The organism is Microbacterium meiriae (assembly GCF_032364335.1).
Lineage (GTDB): Bacteria > Actinomycetota > Actinomycetes > Actinomycetales > Microbacteriaceae > Microbacterium > Microbacterium meiriae.
In genome coordinates this window covers 217,897-241,952 of sequence record NZ_CP133984.1, presented here as the reverse complement: position 1 = coordinate 241,952, position 24,056 = coordinate 217,897, and the positions used below count along the sequence as shown (strand labels likewise).

The following is a 24,056-nucleotide window of genomic DNA, read 5'->3' as shown; positions in this document are numbered from 1 at the left end:
GATCGGGGCGTTTTGACTGGCACAGCATGAAGCCGTCGACCCTGAAGCCGATGCCGAAGAGCGAGACGTTCGTGATGGTGGCGCCGGTCGTACTCGTGCTGACCACGCACAACCTCGCGGTGGGAGTCGTGGGCGGGGTCCTCGTCGCATCCGTGCTCTTCGTGCGGCGAGTGGTGCACTTCGTCTCGGTGTCCCGGTCGGTCTCCGACGGGCGGTTGACGGGCGGGTTCGAGTAGGGGCGCCCACGGGAGCAGTCCGGCAGCGCTCAATGCGTCTCGGAAGCCGTCAATACGGGTGGTGCGATGGGTCGGCCGGCCGCGGTCCTATGCCTTCCCCGGCGCGAGCCCGTTCACGGCTACGGGGCGGGCCAGGCCTGATGAGTGTGCAGTCGCTGGCACGCATCGCTAAAGCGCTCGATGTTGATGCCAACGAGCTGCTGGAGTGCTTGATCAGCGCAAAGACCTGCAGGCAAGAGCTAGTTGAGCGACACGGCACGCGGGCTGATTGGCTCTCCGACGTCGGTGGAATATCGGGACGCCGGTAGGCCGATACGGTAGGGATCGGGTGACGCGGTGAGATGCCGCGCGCTCGTGAGAAGGAGACCCGATGACGCTCGCACCCGCGAACCCTGACCACCTCACGCAGCGAGAGCTGGAGCAGGCCCTGTGGGGTGCCGCGAACGCACTTCGTGGTCCGGTCGATCCCGGCGACTTCAAGGCATACGTGTTCCCGGTGCTCTTCTACAAGTGGATCAGCGATGTCTATGACTATCACCACGAGCAGGCACTCGACGACCTAGCGGACGAGTGGTCGCAGGAACAGGAAGACGAGGACTACCAGACTTTCGTCATCCCCGACGGTGCGCACTGGGACGACACGTTCGAGGTGACGAAGAACAGCGGCAAGGCGCTGAACAAGGCCCTCGTCGCCATCCAGGAGGCGAACCCGGGCAAGCTCGCCGGCGTCTTCGGGGACGTGAACTGGTCCAACCAGGAACGCATCCCGCAGTCGGCGCTCCGTGCGCTCATGCAGGTCTTCGACAAGCTGACCCTGGACCCCAACCACATCTCCGGCGACATGCTGGGCTCGGCCTACGAGTACCTGCTGCGGGAGTTCGCTGAGGCATCCGGGAAGAAGGCCGGCGAGTTCTTCACCCCGCGACACGTCGTCCACCTGCTGGTGAAGATCCTTGCCCCCCAGGCCGGCGACTCGGTGTGCGATCCGGCCTGCGGGTCTGCCGGCATGCTCGTGGAGACGACGGAAGCCGTGAAGATCGCCGGTGGCAACCCCCGGTCGTTGTTCCTCTACGGACAGGAGCAGAACCTCACCACCGCGGGCATCGCGCGGATGAACTTGTACCTGCACGGCGTGGAGGACTTCGAGATCAAGCGGGGCGACACTTTCCGGGAGCCCAAGCTCCTCGACGACGACGGCCGCCTGCGGAAGTTCGACGTCGTGATCGCCAACCCGCCGTTCTCGCTCGACAACTGGCCGGCATCCACCTGGGCCAAGGACCGATACAAGAGGGCCCTGGGCGGCATCGTCCCACCGGCGAAGAACGGCGACTGGGCGTGGATCCAGCACATGATCTCCACCATGAAGGAGGACACCGGCCGTGTGGGCGTCGTCATGCCGCACGGCGTGCTCTTCCGCGGCGGCCGCGAAGCCGAGATGCGCCAGTGGGCCGTCGAGCACGACAAGCTCGAGGCGGTCATCGGGCTACCCAACAACCTGTTCTACTCGACCACGATCCCCGTGTGCCTGCTGATCTTCCGAGCTCAGAAAGGCGACGAGCGAGAGAAGCACGTGCTGTTCATCGACGCACGCTCCAAGTTCAAGCCGGGCAAGAACCAGAACACCCTCAGCGACGACGACGTCGATGCGATCGACGCTGCCTACAAGCGCGGCGAGGACATCGACGGTGACGGCGGCCTCTCGCTGCAGCTCGTGCACCGCGACAAGATCCGGGAGCACGACTACGACCTCAATATCGGCCGCTACATCCAGACAGAGACCCGCGCTGAGGCTGACGTTAACGCTGCGCTGGCGGCGCTGCGCGATGCACAGGCAGCGATGGATGTTGCGCGCGAGGCGCTAGACCTGCGGCTGCGGGAGGCGGGTGTCGATGCGTGAGGGGTGGCGCGAGGTCCGCCTCGCGGATGTGTCTCGCCGCCGGACGGACTTCACCTCCGTCGTCGCGGACGACCTATATCGAATCGTCGGCGTGCAGCGTAGTGGTTGGGGCCTCGTTGATCGGGCGCCGGCGCGCGGCGATTCGATGAAGTTCGACAAGCTCATGGAACTGCACGAGGATGACCTCGTTTACCGCACGATCACCGCGTTCGAGGCACCGAGCACGGTGGTGCCCTCCGACTTTGAAAGATCGTTCGTCACACCGCAGACCTTCCCGGTCTACGCGCTCGATAGGTCACAGATTCTTCCGCGTTACATGTCGCTTCTTACTACATGGCCAACGTTCCACGAGGAGATGTCAACCCGCTGCGTAGGTACGGTTCTGAGGCGCAAGACACTGAGCAAGGGCGCGTTCGAGTCGATCCCGATCTCGCTGCCTCCGCTCATCGAGCAGCGTCGGATCGTGGACCTGGTGGGGGCCGTCGACGATGCGATCAAGGCGGCGGATGGCGAGGCTGTGGCAGCTGAGACGCTGTCGCGCTCGGTTCGCAGACATCTGCTTCGACCCCGGCCGTCGTGGGAGGCGGTCACGCTCGGGGATGTCTCGCGCGTCGTGACGGGGCGTTCCTTCAAGGCGGAACATCAAGGTCGTTCCACCGGCTCGGTGCCGTACTTCCGCGTGTCGGACATGACGGCGGCAGGCAACGAACGCGAGTTGTTGATGCCAAATGACTGGCTCGACGAAGAGGGCGTCGCCGCTGTGAAGCCGGTGGTTTGCCCGCCGGGGACCGTGGTCTTCCCGATACTCGGTGCGGCACTCGCGACGGAGAAGCGTCGTGTGCTCGGCATCCACGCTGGATTCGTCCAGCATATGATCGGGCTCGTGCCAGGGCCCCGAGTGCTCTCCGGCATTCTCTTGGCCGTGATGCAAGACGTTCGGCTTGCCGATTTCTCGCAGCACGGCGCGATGCCGTCAGTGAATCAGAAGCTGGTCTCAGCGATCGCATTTGCGCTCCCTCCTTTGGATGCACAGGAACGGATCGTTGAGCAATTGAGGGCCGTTGAGAATGCAGCAGACGCCGCTCGAACCACAGCCGATGCCCTCCGCACCCTCCGCAGCAACCTGCTCACCGTGCTGCTCTCCGGTGAGCACGAGATCCCCGAGAGTTACGACCGATTCCTGATCCTCGACGAGAAGGCTGCAGCATGACCGGGTACACCGAGAAGAGCACGGTGCAGGCCGCGCTCATCGATCTGCTGGTGGAAGCCGGCTGGACGCACGTGGAGGGCAAGAATCTCCCTCGCACGACACAGCAGGTCTTCATCGAGGCGGACCTGAGGGACTCGATCGAAAGGCTGAACACAGAGCTCGCCGGCAGGACCGACGCCGTGCTCGCGAAGGTGCGCCAGGTCGCGCTGTCGGCCGAATCCGAGGGCCTGATGGTCGTGAACGAGGAGTTCACGCACCTGCTGCGCGGCGGCGGCACCGTGCTCATGCCGGACACGAACCACGACGAGCCGTTCCAGCTGCTGGATTTCGAGCACCCGGAGAAGAACACTCTGCTGGTCTCCGACGAGGTCACCTACCGCGGCGCCCGGTTCGACCTGGTGCTGTGGATCAACGGCATTCCGGTGGTCGTCGGTGAGACCAAGACACCGGTGTCGGTGGTGAAGAGCTGGAAGGACGGCGCGAAGGACATCTACACCTCCTACGAGGAGCACCAGCCGGAGTTCTTCGTCTCGAACGTGCTCTCCTTCGCCACTGAAGGCAAGGACTTCCGGTACGCCGGCGTGCGCACTCCGCTCGATCACTGGCAGCGCTGGGGCTCGAGCGCCGTGCCGGCGACTATTGAAGGCTGGGAGCGGGTCGGGATGAGCGTCACCGGTCTCCTGGCACCCCGCGTGGTCCTGAACCTCATCGAGCACTACGCGATGTACGACCGTCAGGACGGCGGCTCGGGGCAGGCCATCAAGCTGCTCCCGCGCTACTTCCAGTACGAGTCTGTGGAGAAGATCGTCGCCCGCGCGACCAGCGAGTCAGGATCCCGGGGCCTGATCTATCACACGCAGGGGTCAGGGAAGACACTCACGATGTCGTGGGTGGCCACCCGGCTCTACTTCGACCCGCGGATGCACAACCCGACCATCGTCGCGGTCGCCGACCGGACGCAGCTGGTCACCCAGACCTTCGCGCAGTTCGCCTCCGCGGGGGTGCCGGAGCCGGTGAAGGCCCAGAGCACCGCCGCGCTGCAGCAGGCTCTCCGAGACGGAGCGCGGGGCATCATCGCCACCACCGTCCACAAGTTCAAGGGGGCCGGCGTACTCACCGAGCGAGAGAACGTCATCCTGCTCGTCGACGAGGCCCACCGCACGCAGGAGGGGTCGCTCGGCTCGGACATGCGGGCGGCGCTGCCGAACGCGCATCGGTTCGGCTTCACCGGCACCCCGATCGCGGACCTGGACCGGAACACCTACCAGCTGTTTGGCGATGAGCGGGACCCGGGTTGTGCGCTGGACACCTACGACTCGGACCGCTCGATCGCCGACGGCACGACGGTGCCGATGAGGGTGATCCCCAGGCCCGTGCGGTTCGACGTCGCCAAGGAGGAGCTAGACGCCGCGTTCGACGCGCTGGCGGATGAGGAAGAGCTCAACGACACGCAGAAGGAGTCCTTCGCGCGCCGGGTCGCCAACGCCCGGGCGATCTTCCACAATCCCGAGCGCATTCGCCAAGTGGCTGCCGACATCGTCGCACACTTCTACCCCTCGATCGATCCGCACGGGATGAAGGCGCAGGTCGTCGTCGCCGACCAGGAGCTGTGCATTCTGTACGAGCAGGCTCTTCGGGATCAGCTCGCACAGCAGGGCCGCGGCGATGAGGTAACAGTCGTGATCTCCGCCACCGGCAAGACGGAGTTCGAGTCGTACAAGCTCTCCGAGGGCGAGGAGGAGGCGCTGCTGGACCGCTTCCGCGACGTCGACGACGACCTGAAGTTCCTGGTTGTCACCGCCAAGCTCGGCACCGGCTTCAACGCGCCCATCGAGGGTGTGCTGTATCTGGACAAGCCGATGAAGCTGCACACGCTCTTCCAGACGATCACCCGCACGAACAGGCCCTGGCGTAACCCGCAGTCGGGGTTCACGAAGCGCTACGGCACGATCGTCGACTACGTCGGCCTCGGCGGAGCGTTCGCGCGCGCGATCGCCCCCAGCGATCCCGAGCATGCGCGGCGGCAGATCGAGACCGACGCGCTGCTCCAGAGCCTGGACGCGGCGCTGAAGGAGATGCGGCGCCGGTTCGTGGGGATCACCCGCGACGGGTCAATGGACTCGCTGCAGGAAGCCCTGGAGCGCCTCCCGCAGGAGAGCGAAGACCGCACGGAGTACAGAGCCGAGTACCTCTACGCACAGGGGCTGTGGGAGACCATCACCCCCGACGAGCAGCTCTCGGACTGGGAGAACGACTACCGCTGGTACGCGCAGGTGTACGCCGCGATCCCGAGCGACGGCGACGAAGACGACATCCTCTGGGAGCGGCTGGGACCGAAGACGCGCGAGCTCGTACACACGCACATGCGCAACGTCCGGGTCGATGACCGCAACATCGCGGTGGTAATCGCCGACGCCGAGACCATCAAGAAGATGACCGACTCAGGGCAGCTGCCGCCTGTGCCGACCGAATACGAGGGCAAGTCCGCGCAGGAGATCGTCGATTCCCTCACCGCGCGGATCCGCAAGAAGCTCGAGGGCGGTGGCGCGAACGTCGGCGCCTACAGCTCGATCGCCGAACGACTGGACCAGCTACGGCAGAGAGTGATCTCCGACGCGGATGACTCGGTTGCCTGGCTTGTGAAGCTGTTCAACGTCGCCACCGACCTGAAGACCGTGGAGGACTCCGACGAGGAGGGCGTGCTCGCAGACCTGCCGGCCCCGCACGTGGGGATGCTCACCCGCATCTTCGAGGAGCACAAGCCCGCCGGGATGACCGTGATGGTCAGCCAGATCGCCAACGAGGTCGACCAGCTGGTCAGCCATGCGGTGCACCCGCAGTGGACGACCAAGGGATCCTCCATGAAGGCCGTCAAGCGCGAACTGAACGCCCTGTTCAAGAAGTACGCGCTGCCGCGCACGGGCGAGCCCATGGAGTCGGCGTGGCGGTACATCTTGAAGCACTACTGAGCGTTGGAGCAACGCAGTGAACGCGATCCTGGAGGTCGGTCAGTGCTCTTGCTGGGAAGTGCCCCGGGAGGCCGCTGTCGCAGCCAATGAAGAGCATCGCAACAACTACCACCGGGCCCTTCCAGACCGAGGCCGATTCGTTTGGCGCTCAGTACCTAGGCGAGCCCCACTCAGCCGCGTCGAATGAAGACTGTCAGGCGGGAAGTCCAAACCGCTCCCCCGAGCTCACCTGCTGCGCCACCCGCCGCAATGCCAGCAGCAACGGCTCCACCAGCACCGACCCCAGCACCACGTACCGCACCGCAGCCTCCGCAGACTCCTCCGGCACCCCCGCGATCTCCGCATCCGCGATCCGCCGCGCACTCGCGAGGTACTCCGCCATCACCGCCTCCGGCACCGTGAACCCGACACGCTCCAGCCCCTGCAGCGCACGCGCGACCGCGTGCAGCACCGCGGGGTCACACATCCCGGGCTTCCATCCGAGTCGAGCGGCGAGCGCCTCGACGCCGGCGAGGTCCAACGCGTCGTCGGCCGGCGGGGTGATCGCGGCGTGCGCGGTCCCCAGCAGCTCGTGCGGGTTCGCGGGCGGATCATCCAGCGCCGCGACCACTCGTCGCGTCTCGGCGATGCTCACCCCCGCATCGAGCAGCGCCCGGATGACGCGCAGCCGCTCGACGTGCTTCTCGCCGTACGTGGCCTGCGTCGCAGAGGTGCGCTCGCCCTCGGGCAGCAACCCCTTGCGCAGGTAGTACTTGATCGTCGGCACGGTCACGCCGGTCTGCGCTGACAGTTCGGAAATCCTCATGGCCACCCCTTGACTTCGATAGTAGCGCTATCCATTATGGATAGCGCTACTATCCAATCGAGGAGTCGCCATGTCGAAAGTCGTCACGGGTCGCATGACCCACCGCCACGAAGGCGAGCTCGTCGTGTTCCACATCGGGATGCAGATCAACCGGTGGTGGCGCCCCGACCTGTGGCTGCCAGCGTTCGTCGCCATGCCGCGCATGCTCCGCGAGCTGAGCACCGAGCCCGCCTCCGGGCTGCTCGGCTACCAGCTCCTCCTCGGATCGGGCGGACCCTACGTCGTGCAGTTCTGGTCGTCCGTCGACAAGCTCTACGCCTATGCCTCGAACCCGGATCAGCAGCACCGTCCGGCGTGGACCGCCTTCAACCGCGCCGCCCGCAAGGCTCCGGGAGCGGTCGGCGTGTGGCACGAGACGTTCCTCGTCGACACCGCCGAGAGCGTGTACGCCTCGACGAAGCGCATGGGCCTCGCAGCCGCGACGGAACACGTGCCCGTGCCGCGACGCCATGACCGCGCGCAGGCGCGGTTCACGGACGGACGGACAGCAGCAGCCCACCCAAGAGCCGATCACTCCCAGGCCAACAGTCAGTGAGCCCCTGTAGGCGCCGGGAACCGCACCGTTTCCGACATCATCGCCTGGACTACGTTCGTCATCCAAATATATTGCAATCGTCCTCATACGTGCGCTTTACTCACTGCAGATACAGATCGTATAGGAGATCCATGAGACGGTACATTCCCAGCCTCGGACTGGTGGCAGGCCTGAGTGTGGCTACAACGCTGCTCCTCGCGGCTCCCGCTTCGGCCGATGCGGGACTTCTCTCCGACGCCGAAGAGTCAGCGATCCGATCCACGATGACCGAGGGCGGCATCGACCTGGAGATCCAGGATCAGCTCGTCGACAAGATGGAGCACGGCGAAGCTCCTGACTCACTTGCTGGAAAGGGTCCTGTGCGGACGACGATCGAATCCACGAGCACCGGCACTCGCACCATCAGCATCTTCGCCGACGGTTCTCGGAGTTGGACCGAACTCGAGCTTCCAACTGGTGCGTCAGACGCAGCAACGCGGTCCTCGATCAGCGGTTGCAGAAGCTCCGCGGGCTGGAAGGTTGGATGCCGGGTGGGGGTCTACGACCTCATCAGCAGCGCGACCTTCGTCATCGACTATCAGACCAGCACTTCAGGTCGCGCGAGGGTTCGCGACATGCGATCGCTCACCTGCGACAACGTCGCCGGCTCCTGCACCCGATCGGGCAGCATCAAGCGGGCGACGCAGAGCGCCGCGGGCCCGGCATGGGCGGAACTCCGGTACACCGCGAACTTGGCCTGGGCAACCACAAAGGGCTCTATCGGGATCCGCGTAAGCGGCACATCCGTCTCCACCTATTGAACGCCGCCAGCGCCGCAGCACGAAGGAACCCCAATGTTCGGAAACGTCTTCGCCGTCACCGTCATCCTCCTCTGGCTTGTCGTCGTCGGGGGTGCGGGGTACACCATCTTCCTCTTGGGAAGAGCGGCCTACCGCCGACTTCGGCACAACTCTCGTCGTGATGTCGAGCAGACGCGACGTGGGAGCGCGCATCTTCATTGACGATCCGCTCGGAGGCGACCGCTCGCGGTTCTCGATGGTCTCGCAACGACGTCAGAACCTCGTCGGGACGCTGAGCACATGGAGCATCTTCGCGCTGAGCCTCATCCCCACCCTGGCGTCCTGCTCTCCCGGGGAAATGCCGCGTTCGACCGCATCGTTCGCCCGGACATCCGCGACGATCGTCCAGCCGACCAACGCGACCTATCCGATCAACCTGATCTTCGTCGCCGAGCCCGACGACGCGATCTGGACGGACCTCACCGGCATCGTGCTCTCGGACGACCTCTCGGTCCCACCAGGCGACTTCACCGTCGCCCGCGGAGACGATGCCAACGGGGTCACGCTCGGCAACGTCACCTTCACTGTCGCCATTCCCCCCACGGGGCTGTCGTTCCATACGGTCGGCCTCGTCTTCGGGGGCTCCTCGACGATCGTCCAGGTGCCCGTCGGCGGCTGGTTGCTGACGAGTGCGCCGGCCGACGATTTCGCTTCCGAAGACGCCCGTGCGGACGTGGTCGGGATGCCGCGATGCACAACGGCCGACTTCCCCGTTCCTAAGGCGGTGGCGTCGGTCCAGCGCTTCGACCCGGGCTCAACAGACGTCCGCGCAGACGAGGTCTCGTTGGACACCCGGTCGCACACCGTCACAGCGGAGCTTGCGTGCGGAGGAGACTTCGACTTCCGCGTCATGAGCCCGTCTATCGACTACACGGACGACAGCGGCAAGACACGCACCGCTCGCCTCGCGCCCGTGTCGATCGGCTTTCAGGACGTCACCGATGCGGATCTGCAGCGCATCGCGAGTCGTTGATGCATTCGTCTTTCGCTCACACCGAGCCACACGAGAAGGGAGCCACGATGTTCGGCAACAGCATGATTCTGACCGCCCTGCTCTGCTGGATTCTGATCACGGTCACCGTCGCGGGAACCGCGGTCGCCGTGGTCCTGAGCTGTTGCTACGCCGCTCGACCGACAGAAGGCCGGAAGACGGCGAACCAATGAAGCCCGTCACGTGGTTCTCAACGATCACACGCCCCCGAAGTCATCTCATCGCGACCCTGTGCGTATGGGGTTGGTTCCTGGCGGTGCTCGTAGGCGTGGATTCTGTGCCGCAGCCCGCTCCGGCGCTCGAGGCGAGCGCGGCGACAGGCGCCGCCGTGTGGCACTTCGCGATGATGAAACGCTGCAGCGGTGGTTCGACGCCAGCGGTCGGGTCAAGCAGTATCCGCGGAGATCAAGCGAGCGACGGGCGATGCTAACGGCCACGGGGACTGTGTGATCGCCGAAGGTGAGCGGCTCAGCGAAACGGACGTGGGGCCCGCGCAGGTCAGACCCCGGCCGGCGGCACGGTCAAGACGTCACCGCCACACTCGTCGCCGGCATCACCCGCCGATCGGGTCATGGCTTCTGTCGTGAATTGCGCACGGACACGGAGCGATCGGTGAGGTTGACGCCGGCCATAAAGGCAAGGAGCCCGATCACGAGGTACACCGGAAGCGCATCTCCAGCCGGGCTGTCGAGGTTGCCCGACGAGCCGAACCACGCAAGGACGCCGAACCACACCAGAACGGGAACGATGGCGAGAAGAGTGCCGAGCTTCCTGCCGACCCGCCCCACCAACGCCCCCCAGAGGAGAAGAGCTACGCCCACCGCGACAAAAAGCATGATGTCTACCTCTAGCAGTTCCTCACCCACGGCCACCACACAGCCGCCAGCCCACCAATACAATGCCGCGAGATCACGTTCGCTGCGTCATGCGACACATGAAAGCATACATATGAGGTCACAACCGATATTCTCGACTCGAGGTGTCCGACGAGTACAGCAGGGAGATCTGCGACCGTCGCGCCGCACAGCAATCCAGCGAGAGACTCAGCTCGCCGCGATCCCCCGCAGCAACCGCACCACCGTCTCCTCCACCCGCTCCGCGCTCAACGGCTGCCCGATCAGGGCGGAGTACGAGGCGATCGCGATGAACTCGTCGGCGACCGCGGCGGCATCCACGTCGGCCCGCACGTCGCCGTCCGCGCGCCCGCGAGAGACCCGCTCCGAGACCCATTCCCGAATCGGCGCCGCCAGCCGCTCATTCAACACCAGCCCCAGCTCCGGGTCGGCCGCCGTCACCTCGATGAGCGCCCGCGCCAGCGAGACACCCTCGGGCCGAGCCAGCCCCGCGGACACCGCCGTGAACCACGCGCGCAGGTCCGCACCGAGGTCATCCGTCATCGGCACGACCGCGTCGGACCCGGGAACCGAGCCTTCGAGCAGCGCCTCGCCGAGGATCGCGGCCTTCGACGGCCACCAGCGGTAGATGGTCTGCTTCGACACCTCCGCCTCAGCCGCGAGACCCTCGATCGTCACGGCCTCGTACCCGTCTGCGGCGAGCGCACGACGCATCGCCTCCAGCACGGACTGGCGGGCCTTCTCACTGCGAGGACGGGGCACCATTCGAGCGTACTCAGGCGTACACTGGAACATAAGTAGACGCACCGTTGCGAAACCCGAGCAAGGAGAAAGAGCATGGCCCTCACCGCACACTCCACCATCGGCGACTGGATGAACGACCCCACCGGCGGCCCGCTCATCCGGGGCCTCTTCGAGCAGACGGGCGCCGACCCCGAGCTCCTCACCCCCGTGCTCGGACTCCCCCTGCAGCAGCTCGTCGCCATGAGCCAGGGCCAGCTCCCGCAGTCGGTCGTCGACGACCTCGTGCGCGCCGCGAACAACGGCGAGATCCCCCAGGACGACGCCTCCGAGGGCTGGACCGAGAAGGTCACGGCCGGCCGCTTCGCTGGCAAGACCGTCATCGTCACCGGCGCCGCCTCCGGCATCGGCAAGGCCACCGCCTCGCGCATCGCCCGGGAAGGCGGACGCGTGATCGCCAGCGACATCGCGGCCGAGAAGCTCGACGCCCTCAAGGCCGAGCTCCCGGATGCCGACATCGTCACGGTCGCGGGCGACCTCACGAAGCAGGACGCGATCGACGCCGTGCTCGCCGCCGCGGGCGACCGCATCGACGGGCTCGCGAACGTCGCCGGTATCAACGACGACTTCTCCCCTGCGGGCGAGACCCCGGATGCCGTGTGGGACCGCGTCATCGCGATCAACCTCACCGCGCCGTTCAAGCTCATGCGCGCGGTCATCCCCGTCATGGAGAAGGCCGGTCGCGGCGCGATCCTCAACGTGTCGAGCGAGGCGGGTCTGCGCGGCAACGCCTCGGGCAACGCCTACACGGCCAGCAAGCACGGCATCATCGGGGTCACCAAGTCCGCCGCCTTCATGTACGGGCCGAAGGGCATCCGCGTGAACTCCGTCGCCCCCGGCGGCGTCGCCACCGGCATCCCGATGCCCCCGAACATGTCCGAGTACGGCTCCGGCCGCCTCGCCCCGTTCCAGCAGGCCATCCCGACCGTCGCGACCGCCGAGCACCTGGCCGCGTCGATCACCTTCCTGCTCTCGGATGACGCCGTGAACATCAACGGCGCCATCCTCGCCTCCGACGGAGGCTGGTCCGTGCAGTAACGCGACTCCATGGAACCGACGCCCCCGCCGACCCGAACGGCGGGGGCGTTCTCCGTCCGGGGTCAGCGCTTCTGCGTGAGGACGGTGGTGGCGAGGGCAGTGGCGATGATCCCGAGCGCGCCCACGCCCAGGAGCACGAGACCCGCGGGCCAGACCTCTCGCGTGAAGACGTCGTAGCTGTCGCTGTACTCGACGATGTGCTCGACCGTCCCGACTCCCGTGAGACTGATGCCGACGATCAGGGCCACGACCGACACACCCCACGCGACGATCCATCCGAAGCTGTTCACGGCCAGCCGTCGCCGCTCCGCGAGCTCGGCCTCATCGGTCTCAGGCGCGATCCCCGACCGCGCGTCGTCATCGGTCTCGTGCGTCACCTCGGATGTGGTCTCCATGGCCGCACCATATCGGACGGGAGCGGTGTCGGCAGGATGCCGGTCACACCACTCCGACGAGCTCCTCGCGCGCCCACGCTTCGAGAGTCGTCGGCGTCGTCGAGAGGACGGACCGCGGCTGCTCCGCCACGAAGCCGTCGCGGAGTCCGGTCGACATCCCGAGCACGGCCTCCGCCATCGCCTCGGGCATCCCCGCGGCACGGAGCCCCTGGCGCATCTCCTCGTCGTCGATGCGCTGCGCGGTCACCTCTCGCCCGAGCTCGCGCGTCAGGATCGCGGCGACCTCAGACCAGCCCAGGTCCGCGGGTCCGTGCACGCCCTGCACCCGCCGGCCGCTCCACTCCCCGTTCAGCAGCGTGAGGGCGGCGACCTCCGCCATGTCCCGCGGCGCCACCCACGGCATCCGGAAGTCGAGCGGCAGCACGGTGGCGAGCGTTCCCGCACGCAGAGACTCGACATCGAGCAGCAGATTGGTGAAGAAGTAGCCGCAGCGCAGATGCGTCACGTCGATGTCGAGGGCGTCGAGCGCGACCTCCGTGCCGGCCAGCCCGTCGATCTCGCCGACGCCGTTCCGCTTCTCCGCCCCGACGCTGCTCTGGAACACCACCCGCCGGACGCCGTTCGCCCGGACGGCCTCCACCAGGGCCTCGGTCGCACGGGCGTAGTCGGCGAGCGGGTCGTCGGAGAACACCGACGGATCCACCCAGTACAGGGCATCGACGTCTCGTGTCGCGGCGACGATCGCTTCGGGATCCTGCGAGTCTGCCCGGGCGACGTCGACGTAGGGGCGGAGGTCGGCAGCTATGCGATCGGGGTCCCTGGTGAGCAGCAGAGGACGGACGCCGGCGCGGATCAGCATCCGGGTGAGGTGGTGCCCGACGTGGCCGTTGGGGGTGGTGACAGCGATGCGCATGAGGGTCCTCTCGGTCGGTGTCGCTCCACGCTACGGACGGATACGTCCTGATTCCGGCCGCATCTCGCGCGATGATGGAGCCGTGGACGCCCCCTCGCACCGCACACTCCATCTGCTGTCGCTGCTGCAGACCGGCGGCGAGTGGAGCGTGCCCGACCTCGCCGCCCGCCTCGCCGTGAGCCCGCGGACGGTCCGCCGTGATGCGCAGCGCCTGCGCGACCTCGGCTACGACGTGCACTCCCGCCCCGGTCCCGGCGCGGCCTACCGCCTGCGACCGGGGACGCGCATTCCGCCGCCGCTCCTGGACGCCGACGACGTCACCACGATCATCACCGGGTTGCTCGTCCTCGAAGCGTGGAGCCCTGCGGACCCGGCCGCCGCCGTCGCCCGCGGGAAGATCGAGCAGGTCCTCCCGCCTGGCCTCCGGCGACGGGCTGCGGCGACGGCGCTGTCCACGCAGATCCTGCGCGCGGAGCCGGCGCCCGCGGAGTGGGCTGCGGTCGGGACGCTCGCCGACGCGGTCGCTCAGGATGCTCGCGTCGCCTTCACCTATACCGACCAGCACGATCGCGCCTCGGAGCGGGTGATCGCGCCGCATCGCCATATCTTCCGCGGAGGGCGGTGGTACGTGGTCGGCTTCGACATCGATCGCGACGACTGGCGGCTGTTCCGGCTCGACCGGATGCGGGAGGTGCGGACTGTGCCGGGAGTGTTCGCGGCGCGGGAGTTCCCGTTCGCGTCGGTCGAGGAGTGGCTCACGAGCGACTTCGGCCGGTCCGGAAGCTGATCCGCGCGGCGGCGCAAGCCCCTCCGCGGATGCGTTCGCTCGCCGTACCCTCGCCGCATGTTGAAGATCGTGTCGATCGTGATCCGCGTGGACGACCTCCCGGCCCAGACCGCGTTCTGGAAGGCCGCCCTCGACTACGTCGAACGAGACCCCGCGGAGGACGACTGGGTCGTGCTCAGACCCCGCGACGCCGACGCACCGTGCATCGCGCTCGACGCGCACCACTCGGAGCGTGTGCTGCCGCCGCGCATCCACCTCGACATCTATGCGGAGGACCAGTCCGCGGAGGTGGAGCGCCTCGCCGGACTCGGAGCGCGGGAGGTGCACTGGGACGGCCGCCCCGACGACGCGGACTACATCATCATGGAAGACCCCGAGGGGAACCGCTTCTGCATCGTCGACCGTCCCGACTGGCGTGGGTGGAGCACCGCGTGAGTCCGGGGTGTTCGTGCGGCCCGTTCGTGCGGTCTCCCGCGGGTGCAGAGTGCGAAAACGTTCCGGGGCGGGCGGTGTCGGGGCCGTTCTGATCCCGTATCGGCACTGAATGGGATGCACCCGGTGGGGAGTGCGAAACCGTTCCGGTCGAGGCGAGATCAGGATCAGGGATGCTTCTGCGCCCGCACCGGGGTCCCGGACGGGAACCCGTGCAGAGAAGGGCAGAAACGTGCCCGAGCCGGCGACGGGAGGAACGGCTCTGCGCCTGCACCGGGGCTTCAGCGACGACGCATGAGGCCGTCGAGGTCGCTGGAGGCGAAGGGTCAGAGAGTATCCGGCGCGGTGGTGCGCTCGGCGGCAAGCGCGCGGCGATGCGCAGTCAGGGCCGCCCGGACCGCCGAGTAGATGATCAGCCACAGGAGCAGCAGCGCGAGAAGCGGGACGACCAGGTAGACGAGGAGGAAGAAGATCGAGGTACCGGCGAACATCGCTCCAGCGTAGGGGCGGTCCTGCTCCGGGGAGGGTAGGTGGCAGGGGATCGCCACCTCGTTGCGGTCAGAAGTGCGAGAACGCCCCGGATCCGGTGGCCGTAGGGACGTTCCTGCACTCTCACGCGAAAGGAGGGACGCGGCCGAAGGTGAGGAATGCGAAAAGGGGCGTGAAGCGACAGAGGGAGGCGCGTTCCTGCACCCGAACCGGCAGGGCGCGGCGACGCGGCGTGGGCGAGGGGCTAGGAACGGGGGAGGCGGGCGCGGGCGGCGCGGACGAGGGCGGCATTGCTCGGAGCCTCGGAGCCGTCCGGGAGGAGGAGTGTGTCCTCCAGGCCGATCCGCGTGTCGAGGCCGAGCTCCGCGGCGAGGTCGAGGGCGGACCAGGTCGACAGCTCCTCCCCGTGCAGCAGGATCGGCAGGTCGGGCTCCTCGCGAGCCACGTGCGCGATCAGACCTTCAGCGTGCGAACGGACGACGTCGGCCGCCTCCGCCGGAAGCTCCACGAGCACGCGCAGGCAGTCGCCGCGGACCGGGGAGACCCGCCACGCCTCGAGTCCCGCCGCGTCCCAGATACCCGCCTCCACGCCGATGCCCCGTCGACCCAGCGCCACGGCCACTTCGTCGGCCCCGTCTTCGTGCCAGTTCACGGAAGCATAGTCAGGGAGCTCCGTCCAGCCTCCGATGGCCTGGAGCCTTCGCGATACGTCGGGCTCGGCCCAGGCCCCGGTCGTCACGCCCACGGGCACTCCCGGCGCCGCGGCGCGGACGGCCCCGAGCCACCGCTGCACATCCTCGGGCGCGAGGGAGTCGCGGCCGGCGGCGTCCTTCGGGTGCACGTGGATCTCCGCAGCCCCGGCATCGACGGCCGCCGCGGCGTCTTGAGCGACCACCGTCTCGTCGGCGCTCAGCCACGGGTGCTCCGCGACGTCTCTGGCACCGTTCACACAGGCCTGCACGATCATCTGCGCCTCACCACATGAGGTCGCGCGGGTGCGCTTCGTTCGGGGCCACGTCCTCCGACGGCCCCTCCTCCGTGCGGACGAAGTGCTGCACCTGGCGCGCGGTCGCCGCCCCGCGGCCGACCTTCACCGCCTCCTCCATCGACTCGAAGCTGCTGCCCAGCGTGTGCGATTCGCCCTGGATCCGGTTGAACCAGATGCCGTTGCGCGAGAACGTCTCGATGTCTCCTGCGGCCATGCCCTGCCTTTCGTCTCCCTCCTTTCTACGTGAGGCGACCGACAGCGAAGAGGCCCTTGACATGTCGTGTCGCGCGCGGGCGCCGACCCACCCCGTTCTGTGCATCCCGGCCCCTTGCGGACGACCGGAAGGGGCCGGGTCGACCGCAAGGGGGTGGGTCGGCGGTCAGGCGACGTCGAGGACCCAGGTCACGCCGAAGCGGTCGGTGAGCATGCCGAAGCCGGCCGACCACGCGGAGGCGGTGAGGGGCTCGACCAGCGTCGCGCCGTCGGCGAGGGCATCCCACACGGGCTGAAGCTCCGCGAGGGAATCCGCCCGCAGCGACTGGAAGAAGGAGCGGTCGGTGATCGTCATCCCGTTCTCGCGGCGGGTGGCTCCCGAGGGCGCAGCGGTGTCGTCCGCACCCGGGATGTCGTACGCCATCAGCCGCACGGGTCCGTCGAGCTGCCCGAACACGACCTTGTCGAACCCGGGAACCCCCTCCGGCATCCCGAACTGCCCGTAGGTCGCCGCGGTGACCTCGCCGCCGAAGACCGACCCGTAGAAGTCGAGCGCCTCCCGAGCCGTGCCGCGGAAGTTGAGGTGGGTGGTGGTCGTGAGAGTCATGGTGTCCTCCGTGTCCCGGCCCGCCGATCGGGCCGTGTGACCCCACCCTCACAGCAGTAGAGGTCTATTTCTGTCCGCTTCCCACACAGAATGGAGCCATGACCGGAAGCTCCTCGCGCATGCTCGCATTGCTGTCCCTGCTGCAGGCGACACGGGACTGGCCGGGCGGGGAACTCGCCGACCGTCTCGGCGTCACTCCGCGCACGGTGCGCCGCGACGTCGATCGGCTGCGCGTACTCGGCTACCGCATCGGCTCGAGCAAGGGTCCGTACGGCGGCTACCGGCTCGAAGCGGGATCGGATATGCCGCCGCTCCTGTTCGACGACGATCAGGCCGTGGCGATCGCCGTCGCCCTGCAGAACGCGGGTGCGACCGGGGTCGAGGTCGCCGAGGCCGCACAGCGTGCTCTCGCGACCGTCCGCCAGGTGATGCCCTCACGCCTGCGACACCGGATCGACGGCATCCGCTTCACCGGAGCGCCCGCCGAGGTCCGCGTGGACCCGGCCGTGCTGGAGGCGGCGAGCGCGGCCGTGCGCGACCGACAGGTGCTCCGATTCGACTACGGCTCCGCACGGGACCGCCCGCCCCGGCGCACGGAGCCCCATGCCGTCGTGGCGCGGGAAGGCCGCTGGTACCTGCTGGCCTGGGACCTCGACGCGGCCGACTGGCGCACGTACCGCCTCGATCGGCTGCGGCCCCGCACGCCGACCGGACCCTCCTTCACGCCGCGGCCTCTCCCCGCCGCGGACGCGCAGACACTCCTCGCCGCGCGCGCCAAGGGCTCGACGACCGAGGACCGCTGGCCGTGCACGGGCGAGGTGGACCTCGACCTGCCTGCGCGAGAGGTGATGCCGTGGGTCGGCGACGGCGAGGTGGTGCCCCTGTCGGACGGCTCGTGCCGCCTTACGGTCGGCTCCTGGTCGTGGACGGGTGTGCTCGCCGCGGTGGCCCGGTTCGACGCACCGTTCACGGTGGTCGGGCCCGAGGCGCTGCGCGAGGCGGCGGGGATGCTGGCGCAGCGGTTCGTGGCAGCGCACTCCTCCTCCTCCTGACGCCGACCCGGTCCGACAGCACGCACGAGAGAACGGCCCCGACCGCGCCGGTAGACTGAACACGCCCCGCCGGCCCCTTCCTTTGGAGTGCGCGTGACCACCGCCCCTGCACCTTCCCCCCAGCACGTCCCCGACTCCGTCGAGAACGCGATCGCGACGCCCGAGAAGGAGCAGCCGTACGGCGCCCTCGGGCTCAAGGACGACGAGTACGCGCGTATCAAGGAGATCCTCGGCCGCCGCCCCACCTCGGGCGAGCTGGCGATGTACTCGGTGATGTGGTCGGAGCACTGCTCCTACAAGTCGAGCAAGAACTACCTGCGCCGCTTCGGCCAGAAGGTCTCCGACGAGATGAAGGAACGTCTCATGGTGGGCATGGGCCAGAACGCGGGCGTCGTCGACGTCGGCGAGGGCTGGGCCGTCACCTTCAAGGCCGAGTCGCACAACCACCCGTCGTTCATCGAGCCGTTCCAGGGCGCGGCCACCGGCGTCGGCGGCATCGTCCGCGACATCATCTCGATGGGCGCACGCCCGGTCGCGGTCATGGACGCCCTGCGCTTCGGCGCGATCGACCACCCGGACACCGCCCGCGTCGTGCACGGCGTGACCAGCGGCATCAGCTTCTACGGCAACTGCCTGGGCCTTCCGAACATCGGCGGCGAGACCGTCTTCGACAGCGTCTACCAGGCCAACCCGCTCGTGAACGCGCTCGCGGTGGGCGTGCTGCGCCACGAAGACCTCAAGCTCGCGAACGCCACCGGCGTCGGCAACAAGGTGGTCCTGTTCGGTGCCCGCACGGGTGGCGACGGCATCGGCGGTGCCAGCATCCTGGCCTCCGACACGTTCGCCGACGGCGGCCCCACCAAGCGCCCCGCGGTGCAGGTGGGAGACCCGTTCGCCGAGAAGGTGCTCATCGAGTGCTGCCTGGAGCTGTACCGCGGCGAGCTCGTCGAGGCGATCCAGGACCTCGGCGCCGCCGGCATCTCGTGCGCGACGAGCGAGCTCGCGGCCAACGGCAACAGCGGTATGAAGGTCTCCCTCGACAACGTGCTGCTGCGCGACCCCACGCTCACGGCCGAGGAGATCCTCATGTCGGAGTCGCAGGAGCGCATGATGGCGATCGTCGCCCCCGAGAAGCTCGACGCCTTCCTGACCGTCGTGAACAAGTGGGAGGTCGAGACCTCCGTGCTCGGCGAGGTCACCGGCGACGGACGGCTCATCATCGACTGGCAGGGCGAGCGCATCGTCGACGTCGACCCCTCGACCGTCGCGGTCGACGGCCCCGTCTACGACCGTCCCGTCGCCTACCCGACGTGGATCGACGCCCTGCAGGCGGACGCCGCCGAGAACCTGCCGCGGGCGAACGACCCGGAGACGCTGCGCGAACAGTTCCTCGCCCTCGTCGCCTCCCCGAACCTCGCGGACACGAGCTGGATCACGAACCAGTACGACTACTACGTGCTCGGCAACACGGCCCTGAGCTTCCCCGACGACGCCGGCATGATCCGCGTGGACGAGGAATCCGGCCTGGGCTTCGCGGTCTCGACGGACGCCAACGGCCGCTACTGCCAGCTCGACCCCTATGCGGGCGCGCAGCTCGCGCTCGCCGAGGCCTACCGGAACGTCGCCGTGACCGGTGCCGTGCCGACGGCCATCACCGACTGCCTGAACTTCGGCTCCCCCGAGAACCCCGAGGTCATGTGGCAGTTCGGGCAGACCGTCGACGGCCTCGCGGACGGCTGCTACGAGCTGGGCACCCCGGTCACGGGCGGTAACGTCTCGTTCTACAACCAGACCGGCGACGTGCCGATCCACCCGACGCCGCTCGTCGGCGTGCTGGGCATCATCGACGACGTCTCCCGCCGCATCCCGTCCGGCTGGCAGGACGAGGGGCAGAACATCTACCTGCTCGGCACGACTTCGACCGAGCTGTCCGGCTCCGCGTGGGCCGACGTCGTGCACCAGCACCTCGGCGGCCGCCCGCCGAAGGTCGACCTCGCGGGCGAGAAGCGCCTGGCCGGCCTGCTCGCCGCGGCCCGTGACGAGTGGCTCATCTCCTCGGCGCACGACCTCTCGGAGGGTGGTCTCGCGCAGGCCCTGGCCGAGGGTGTCATGCGCTTCGGCGTCGGTGCCCGCGTCTGGCTGAACGAGATCATCGAGCGCGACGGCGTGGACGCCGCGACCGCCCTGTTCTCCGAGTCGACCGGCCGCGTGCTCGTGACCGTCCCCCGCGAGGACGACGTGAAGTTCCGAGGTCTCTGCGAGGGCCGCGGCTACCCGGTCGCCCGCATCGGCGTCACGGACAGCGAGCCACAGCTCGAGGTGCAGGACGTCTTCACCGTCTCGGCCGCCGAGCTCCGCGAGCGCTCGCAGGCCACGCTGCCGTCGTACTTCGGTCCGACCGTCACGGAGCCGGTGGCCTGATGAGCGGCGACGGCCTCAGCGAGGACTACGGCGACCTCGGCGAGAAGCGCAACCGGCGCATCCGCATCATCGCGTGGACCGTCATCGTGGCACTGATCCTCGGTGGCGGCGGCGCGACCGTGCTCACCATCCTCCTCGGCTGACCTGGCCTTACGTCGCAGATTCGCACCCGGGTCGCAGGGATTCCAGGAACCCATGCGACCTCGTGCGGATCCGCGACCTCAGCGGGCGAAGAGGTAGCGGGTCAGGGCGACGACGGAACCCGGATCGTGGGCCTCGCGGCCGAGGGACTCCACGATGATGGCCCCGAGGATCGCGCGGCCGAGCTGCTCGACCGGGGCGTCCTCCGGCAGCTGACCGTCCCGGATGCCCCCGCGGAGGCGCTCCGACAGGTACTTCTCCACCCCGAGGCTCTCCCCGAGGTGCGCGCCGACCGAGGCGTCCTCGGTCGCCGCGGCCACGAGCGACCGCAGCAGCACCCCGCCCTGGGGTTTCTCGAGGATGGAGAGCACGCTCCGCAGCCAGGTCTCCACGTCGGCGGAGAGGTCTCCGGTGTCGGGCACGACGAAGTCCACGGGGATGAGTCGCCCCTCGGCCAGGCACTCCCCGATGAGCGCACCCCGCGACGGCCACCAGCGGTAGATGGTCTGCTTGCCGACCTTGGCCTCCTTGGCGATGCCTTCGATCGTGAGCCGGTCGTACCCCTGATTGTGGAAGAGCCGGGCCGTCGCGTCGAGGATCGCCTCGCGAGCCGCGGTGCTGCGCACGGGGCCGCTACGATGCTCGTTCACCATGCGTTCAGGATAGCCACAGATCCCTAGACGAGACGTGCCGTATGCTCTTTTCGTCTGAAGGAGATCACGTGGCTTCACTGCTGTTCCGTCTGGGTTCTTTCGCTGCGCGCAAAGCATGGACGGTGATCGTCTCCTGGGTGCTCATCCTTGGGCTCGGCGTCGGCGCCTTCCTCACGTTCGGCGGCACGCTGAGCAACAGCTTCGACATCCCGGGCACCGCGTCCGGCGAGGTCACCGATCAGCTCGCCGACAAGCTGCCGGACACCGCCGGCGGCACCGGGACGGTCGTCTACCGGACGGACGACGGCGAGCCGTTCACCGACGAGCAGAAGCAGGCGATCTCCGACCTCGCCGCGAGCGCGGAGCACCTCGACGGCGTCGCCTCCGTCGTCGACCCGTTCGACGCCCAGCGGCAGCAGGACGAGCAGGCGAAGGAGCTGACAGACGGCCAGGCCCAGCTCGACGCCGGCCGCGCCCAGCTCGACGCCGGCCAGGCCCAGCTCGACGACGGCCGCGCCCAGCTCGAGACCGGGATCACCCAGCTCGAGGGAGCGCGGGCTCAGGCCGACGCCGCCGGTGCACCGCCCGAGCAGACCGCCGCGCTCGACGCGCAGCTCGCGGAGCTGAACGCCCAGCTCGCGCAGCTCGAGGCCCAGCAGGCCACCATCGACGCGAACCGCGACGAGCTCGCCGACAGTGCGGCGCAGCTGGAGCTCGGAACGACCCTCCTCGACCTCTCGGACGGCATCGGCGTCGTCTCGGAGGACGGCTCCACGGCGATCGTCAACGTCTCCTTCGTCGACCCGCGCCTGGAACTCGCCGAAGAGACCAAGCAGAGCACCATCGCCCACTTCCAGGACGAGGAGATCGACGGCGTCACGGTCGACTTCGGCACCGACATCGCCCAGGGCGTGCCGGAGATCTTCGGCGTCGGCGAGGCCATCGGTCTCGCGTTCGCCGCGGTCGTGCTCATCGTCATGCTCGGCTCGCTGATCGGTGCGGCCCTTCCGATCGTCACGGCCGTGGTCGGCGTCGGCGTGGGCGTCACGGCGTCGCTCGCGTTCTCCGGCGTCGTCGACATGGCCTCGGTCACTCCCGTCCTCGGCGTGATGCTGGGGCTGGCGGTCGGCATCGACTACTCCCTCTTCATCGTGAACCGGCACCGCAAGCAGCTGCTGGCCGGGTCGCCCGTGCGCGAGTCCATCGGTCTGGCCACCGGCACCTCCGGGACCGCGGTGGTGTTCGCGGGGACCACGGTCATCGTCGCGCTCCTCGCCCTCAACGTGACGGGCGTGCCGTTCCTCGGCCTCATGGGCACGGTAGGCGCGGTCTGCGTCGCGGTCGCCGTGCTCGTGGCCGTGACCCTCGCCCCGGCGATCCTCGGCCTCGTCGGCACCCGCCTGCTCGGCCGCAAGGCGCGGGCGACCATCGGCCAGGAGCACGCGGCCGGAAAGCCCGTGCGCCGGATGTCGACGCTGCGCGCGGTCGTCACCGCCCTCGTCAGCATCGTCGCGCTGCTCGTGATCGCGATCCCCGCGATGTCGATGCGCCTCGGCCTCCCGGACGGGTCGAGCGAACCCGCCGACTCCACCAGCTACCGCGCGTTCCAGACCGTCGACGAGCAGTTCGGCGAGGGTGCGAACGGGCCGCTCCTGGTGACCGCGACCCTCGACGACGCCGTGAGCGACGACGACCTGCTGGCCACCCAGGTGACCGTGGCCGAGAAGATCGCGGAGCAGGACGACGTGGTCGCGGTCGCTCCCATCGCGACGTCGGACGACAACACGCTCCTCGCCTTCCAGGTGCTGCCCGCCGAGGGCCCGAACAGCGCCTCCACCGAGAAACTGGTGCAGGATCTGCGAGGTCTCCCCGAGATCGACGGCGGCATCACCCTCGGCGTCGCCGGGCAGGCTGCCACGAACATCGACATCTCCGAGGCCCTGGCGAGCGTGCTCCCGCTGTACCTCGTGGTCGTCGTGGGCCTGTCGCTGCTCATCATGATCGTCGTGTTCCGTTCGCTGCTCGTGCCGCTCATCGCCACGGGAGGGTTCGTGCTGTCGCTGTTCGCGACGTACGGGCTCATCGTCGCGGTGTTCCAGTGGGGCTGGGGCGCCGACCTCATCGGGCTGCACAGCACCGGTCCGATTTTGAGCTTCCTGCCGGTGATCCTCGTCGGTATCCTGTTCGGGTTGGCGATGGACTACCAGCTCTTCCTCGCCTCGGGGATGCGCGAGGCCTATGTGCACGGCGCCTCCGCGCGCGATGCCGTGGCCCAGGGCTTCCGAGCCGGGCGCTCGGTGGTCATCGCCGCCGCGCTCATCATGGTGTCGGTGTTCGGCGGGTTCGTGTTCTCGGAGTCGACCATCATCCGGTCCATCGGGTTCGGCCTCGCGTTCGGCGTGCTGCTCGACGCGTTTGTCGTGCGGATGCTGCTGATGCCTGCGCTCATGCACCTGCTCGGACGCTCGGCCTGGTGGCTGCCGAAGTGGCTCGACCGCATCATCCCGAACGTCGACATGGAGGGCGCGGCGCTGGAGCGGGATCACCCCAGCGTGCACACCGACTCCGTGCCCACCCTGGAGGCTCCGCGCACCCGCGGCTGAATCGCGGTCACGCGCGGGTTCAGGCGTTCGCGCGGGTTCAGGCATCTGCTGCTGGTGTCGCCTGATGCCGCGCGGGCGCCTGACCCTGCGCGCGCGGTCGCGGGCGCAGGCTGTCCCGAGAGGGCAG

The 24,056-nt window shown here is 68.3% G+C and carries 23 protein-coding genes and 1 pseudogene; 14 read left to right on the top strand and 10 right to left on the bottom strand.

Annotated features, from left to right (window positions below):
* Positions 1–5 precede the first annotated feature (5 nt).
* The 4 genes and pseudogenes from RI211_RS01130 to RI211_RS01115 form a co-directional block, all read left to right on the top strand.
* Positions 6–206 (top strand): annotated as a pseudogene (locus RI211_RS01130) (SulP family inorganic anion transporter); the annotation flags it as partial.
* A 400-nt stretch (positions 207–606) separates the two neighbouring features.
* Positions 607–2,133 carry a type I restriction-modification system subunit M gene (locus RI211_RS01125; RefSeq protein ID WP_315638233.1) on the top strand — a complete coding sequence of 509 codons (1,527 nt, stop codon included), beginning with the start codon at positions 607–609 and terminating at the stop codon, positions 2,131–2,133.
* Positions 2,126–3,343, top strand: coding sequence for a restriction endonuclease subunit S (locus RI211_RS01120; protein WP_315638234.1), 1,218 nt, complete (start codon positions 2,126–2,128; stop codon positions 3,341–3,343). The genes RI211_RS01125 and RI211_RS01120 overlap by 8 nt, the downstream gene beginning before the upstream one ends.
* Positions 3,340–6,312, top strand: a complete 2,973-nt coding sequence (locus tag RI211_RS01115; protein ID WP_315638235.1) for a type I restriction endonuclease subunit R — start codon at positions 3,340–3,342, stop codon at positions 6,310–6,312. Before RI211_RS01120 ends, RI211_RS01115 begins: the two co-directional genes overlap by 4 nt.
* A gap of 193 nt (positions 6,313–6,505) precedes the next feature.
* Here RI211_RS01115 and RI211_RS01110 read toward each other — a convergent pair whose 3' ends face one another.
* Positions 6,506–7,117: a MerR family transcriptional regulator gene (locus tag RI211_RS01110; RefSeq protein WP_315638236.1), complete on the bottom strand. Its 612-nt coding sequence runs from the start codon at positions 7,115–7,117 to the stop codon at positions 6,506–6,508.
* A gap of 70 nt (positions 7,118–7,187) precedes the next feature.
* Between RI211_RS01110 and RI211_RS01105 the strand changes: the two genes are divergently transcribed.
* The 3 genes from RI211_RS01105 to RI211_RS01095 all read left to right on the top strand — a co-directional run bounded on the left by RI211_RS01105 (position 7,188) and on the right by RI211_RS01095 (position 9,524).
* Complete coding sequence (locus tag RI211_RS01105; protein WP_315638237.1) at positions 7,188–7,712, top strand: monooxygenase family protein; 525 nt, start codon at positions 7,188–7,190, stop codon at positions 7,710–7,712.
* A gap of 131 nt (positions 7,713–7,843) precedes the next feature.
* Entirely contained in the window at positions 7,844–8,512 is a 669-nt protein-coding gene (locus RI211_RS01100) for a hypothetical protein (protein WP_315638238.1), read from the top strand.
* A gap of 160 nt (positions 8,513–8,672) precedes the next feature.
* Positions 8,673–9,524, top strand: coding sequence for a hypothetical protein (locus RI211_RS01095; protein WP_315638239.1), 852 nt, complete (start codon positions 8,673–8,675; stop codon positions 9,522–9,524).
* Between the two features lie 587 nt (positions 9,525–10,111).
* Here the strand turns inward: RI211_RS01095 and RI211_RS01090 are convergent.
* The gene (locus RI211_RS01090; RefSeq protein ID WP_315638240.1) at positions 10,112–10,408 is read right to left on the bottom strand and encodes a hypothetical protein; all 297 of its coding nucleotides are present in this window, start codon (positions 10,406–10,408) and stop codon (positions 10,112–10,114) included.
* Between the two features lie 177 nt (positions 10,409–10,585).
* Positions 10,586–11,158, bottom strand: a complete 573-nt coding sequence (locus RI211_RS01085; RefSeq protein ID WP_259951802.1) for a TetR/AcrR family transcriptional regulator — start codon at positions 11,156–11,158, stop codon at positions 10,586–10,588.
* A 75-nt stretch (positions 11,159–11,233) separates the two neighbouring features.
* Between RI211_RS01085 and RI211_RS01080 the strand changes: the two genes are divergently transcribed.
* Positions 11,234–12,235, top strand: a complete 1,002-nt coding sequence (locus tag RI211_RS01080) for an SDR family NAD(P)-dependent oxidoreductase (protein ID WP_315638241.1) — start codon at positions 11,234–11,236, stop codon at positions 12,233–12,235.
* 62 nt (positions 12,236–12,297) lie between these two features.
* Here the strand turns inward: RI211_RS01080 and RI211_RS01075 are convergent, their stop codons facing one another.
* Complete coding sequence (locus RI211_RS01075) at positions 12,298–12,630, bottom strand: hypothetical protein (RefSeq protein ID WP_315638242.1); 333 nt, start codon at positions 12,628–12,630, stop codon at positions 12,298–12,300.
* Positions 12,631–12,673: 43 nt separating this feature from the next.
* Entirely contained in the window at positions 12,674–13,543 is an 870-nt protein-coding gene (locus RI211_RS01070; protein WP_315638243.1) for an NmrA family NAD(P)-binding protein, read from the bottom strand.
* A gap of 82 nt (positions 13,544–13,625) precedes the next feature.
* On the opposite strand from RI211_RS01070, the gene RI211_RS01065 reads away from it, so the two are divergent.
* Together RI211_RS01065 and RI211_RS01060 are read left to right on the top strand one after the other, a co-directional pair.
* Positions 13,626–14,330 carry a helix-turn-helix transcriptional regulator gene (locus RI211_RS01065; protein WP_315638244.1) on the top strand — a complete coding sequence of 235 codons (705 nt, stop codon included), beginning with the start codon at positions 13,626–13,628 and terminating at the stop codon, positions 14,328–14,330.
* 57 nt (positions 14,331–14,387) lie between these two features.
* On the top strand, positions 14,388–14,765 hold the full coding sequence (locus tag RI211_RS01060) for a VOC family protein (RefSeq protein ID WP_187662968.1): 378 nt from the start codon (positions 14,388–14,390) through the stop codon (positions 14,763–14,765).
* A gap of 323 nt (positions 14,766–15,088) precedes the next feature.
* Here the strand turns inward: RI211_RS01060 and RI211_RS01055 are convergent, their stop codons facing one another.
* From RI211_RS01055 to RI211_RS01040, 4 genes are all read right to left on the bottom strand, one after another.
* Complete coding sequence (locus RI211_RS01055) at positions 15,089–15,253, bottom strand: hypothetical protein (protein WP_315638245.1); 165 nt, start codon at positions 15,251–15,253, stop codon at positions 15,089–15,091.
* 242 nt (positions 15,254–15,495) lie between these two features.
* Positions 15,496–16,218 carry a 3-keto-5-aminohexanoate cleavage protein gene (locus RI211_RS01050; protein WP_315638246.1) on the bottom strand — a complete coding sequence of 241 codons (723 nt, stop codon included), beginning with the start codon at positions 16,216–16,218 and terminating at the stop codon, positions 15,496–15,498.
* Between the two features lie 7 nt (positions 16,219–16,225).
* Positions 16,226–16,453 carry a hypothetical protein gene (locus RI211_RS01045; protein WP_187662965.1) on the bottom strand — a complete coding sequence of 76 codons (228 nt, stop codon included), beginning with the start codon at positions 16,451–16,453 and terminating at the stop codon, positions 16,226–16,228.
* A gap of 165 nt (positions 16,454–16,618) precedes the next feature.
* Positions 16,619–17,059 carry a VOC family protein gene (locus RI211_RS01040; RefSeq protein ID WP_315638247.1) on the bottom strand — a complete coding sequence of 147 codons (441 nt, stop codon included), beginning with the start codon at positions 17,057–17,059 and terminating at the stop codon, positions 16,619–16,621.
* A gap of 98 nt (positions 17,060–17,157) precedes the next feature.
* Here RI211_RS01040 and RI211_RS01035 point away from each other — a divergent pair, with 98 nt between their 5' ends.
* From RI211_RS01035 to RI211_RS01025, 3 genes are all read left to right on the top strand, one after another.
* Positions 17,158–18,111, top strand: coding sequence for a helix-turn-helix transcriptional regulator (locus RI211_RS01035; RefSeq protein ID WP_315638248.1), 954 nt, complete (start codon positions 17,158–17,160; stop codon positions 18,109–18,111).
* A 93-nt stretch (positions 18,112–18,204) separates the two neighbouring features.
* A complete protein-coding gene (gene purL, locus RI211_RS01030) occupies positions 18,205–20,532 on the top strand; it encodes a phosphoribosylformylglycinamidine synthase subunit PurL (RefSeq protein ID WP_315638249.1) in 2,328 nt (775 codons plus the stop codon).
* Positions 20,532–20,675, top strand: a complete 144-nt coding sequence (locus tag RI211_RS01025; RefSeq protein WP_187662960.1) for a hypothetical protein — start codon at positions 20,532–20,534, stop codon at positions 20,673–20,675. Before purL ends, RI211_RS01025 begins: the two co-directional genes overlap by 1 nt.
* A gap of 78 nt (positions 20,676–20,753) precedes the next feature.
* On the opposite strand, the gene RI211_RS01020 is transcribed toward RI211_RS01025, so the two are convergent.
* Positions 20,754–21,326, bottom strand: a complete 573-nt coding sequence (locus tag RI211_RS01020; RefSeq protein WP_025104106.1) for a TetR/AcrR family transcriptional regulator — start codon at positions 21,324–21,326, stop codon at positions 20,754–20,756.
* A gap of 68 nt (positions 21,327–21,394) precedes the next feature.
* Here RI211_RS01020 and RI211_RS01015 point away from each other — a divergent pair, with 68 nt between their 5' ends.
* Complete coding sequence (locus RI211_RS01015; protein WP_315638250.1) at positions 21,395–23,929, top strand: MMPL family transporter; 2,535 nt, start codon at positions 21,395–21,397, stop codon at positions 23,927–23,929.
* Positions 23,930–24,056 lie beyond the last annotated feature (127 nt).

Excerpts from the sequence above, each read along its gene's own strand:
- RI211_RS01075 (WP_315638242.1), bottom strand. The coding sequence starts at position 12,630 with ATGGAGACCACATCCGAGGTGACGCACGAGACCGATGACGACGCGCGG.
- RI211_RS01060 (WP_187662968.1), top strand. The coding sequence starts at position 14,388 with ATGTTGAAGATCGTGTCGATCGTGATCCGCGTGGACGACCTCCCGGCC.
- RI211_RS01115 (WP_315638235.1), top strand. The coding sequence starts at position 3,340 with ATGACCGGGTACACCGAGAAGAGCACGGTGCAGGCCGCGCTCATCGAT.
- RI211_RS01120 (WP_315638234.1), top strand. The coding sequence starts at position 2,126 with ATGCGTGAGGGGTGGCGCGAGGTCCGCCTCGCGGATGTGTCTCGCCGC.
- RI211_RS01070 (WP_315638243.1), bottom strand. The coding sequence starts at position 13,543 with ATGCGCATCGCTGTCACCACCCCCAACGGCCACGTCGGGCACCACCTC.
- RI211_RS01125 (WP_315638233.1), top strand. The coding sequence starts at position 607 with ATGACGCTCGCACCCGCGAACCCTGACCACCTCACGCAGCGAGAGCTG.
- RI211_RS01040 (WP_315638247.1), bottom strand. The coding sequence starts at position 17,059 with ATGACTCTCACGACCACCACCCACCTCAACTTCCGCGGCACGGCTCGG.
- RI211_RS01035 (WP_315638248.1), top strand. The coding sequence starts at position 17,158 with ATGACCGGAAGCTCCTCGCGCATGCTCGCATTGCTGTCCCTGCTGCAG.
- RI211_RS01025 (WP_187662960.1), top strand. The coding sequence starts at position 20,532 with ATGAGCGGCGACGGCCTCAGCGAGGACTACGGCGACCTCGGCGAGAAG.
- RI211_RS01095 (WP_315638239.1), top strand. The coding sequence starts at position 8,673 with ATGTCGAGCAGACGCGACGTGGGAGCGCGCATCTTCATTGACGATCCG.
- RI211_RS01110 (WP_315638236.1), bottom strand. The coding sequence starts at position 7,117 with ATGAGGATTTCCGAACTGTCAGCGCAGACCGGCGTGACCGTGCCGACG.
- RI211_RS01020 (WP_025104106.1), bottom strand. The coding sequence starts at position 21,326 with ATGGTGAACGAGCATCGTAGCGGCCCCGTGCGCAGCACCGCGGCTCGC.
- RI211_RS01045 (WP_187662965.1), bottom strand. The coding sequence starts at position 16,453 with ATGGCCGCAGGAGACATCGAGACGTTCTCGCGCAACGGCATCTGGTTC.
- RI211_RS01105 (WP_315638237.1), top strand. The coding sequence starts at position 7,188 with ATGTCGAAAGTCGTCACGGGTCGCATGACCCACCGCCACGAAGGCGAG.
- RI211_RS01080 (WP_315638241.1), top strand. The coding sequence starts at position 11,234 with ATGGCCCTCACCGCACACTCCACCATCGGCGACTGGATGAACGACCCC.
- RI211_RS01100 (WP_315638238.1), top strand. The coding sequence starts at position 7,844 with ATGAGACGGTACATTCCCAGCCTCGGACTGGTGGCAGGCCTGAGTGTG.
- RI211_RS01055 (WP_315638245.1), bottom strand. The coding sequence starts at position 15,253 with ATGTTCGCCGGTACCTCGATCTTCTTCCTCCTCGTCTACCTGGTCGTC.
- RI211_RS01050 (WP_315638246.1), bottom strand. The coding sequence starts at position 16,218 with ATGATCGTGCAGGCCTGTGTGAACGGTGCCAGAGACGTCGCGGAGCAC.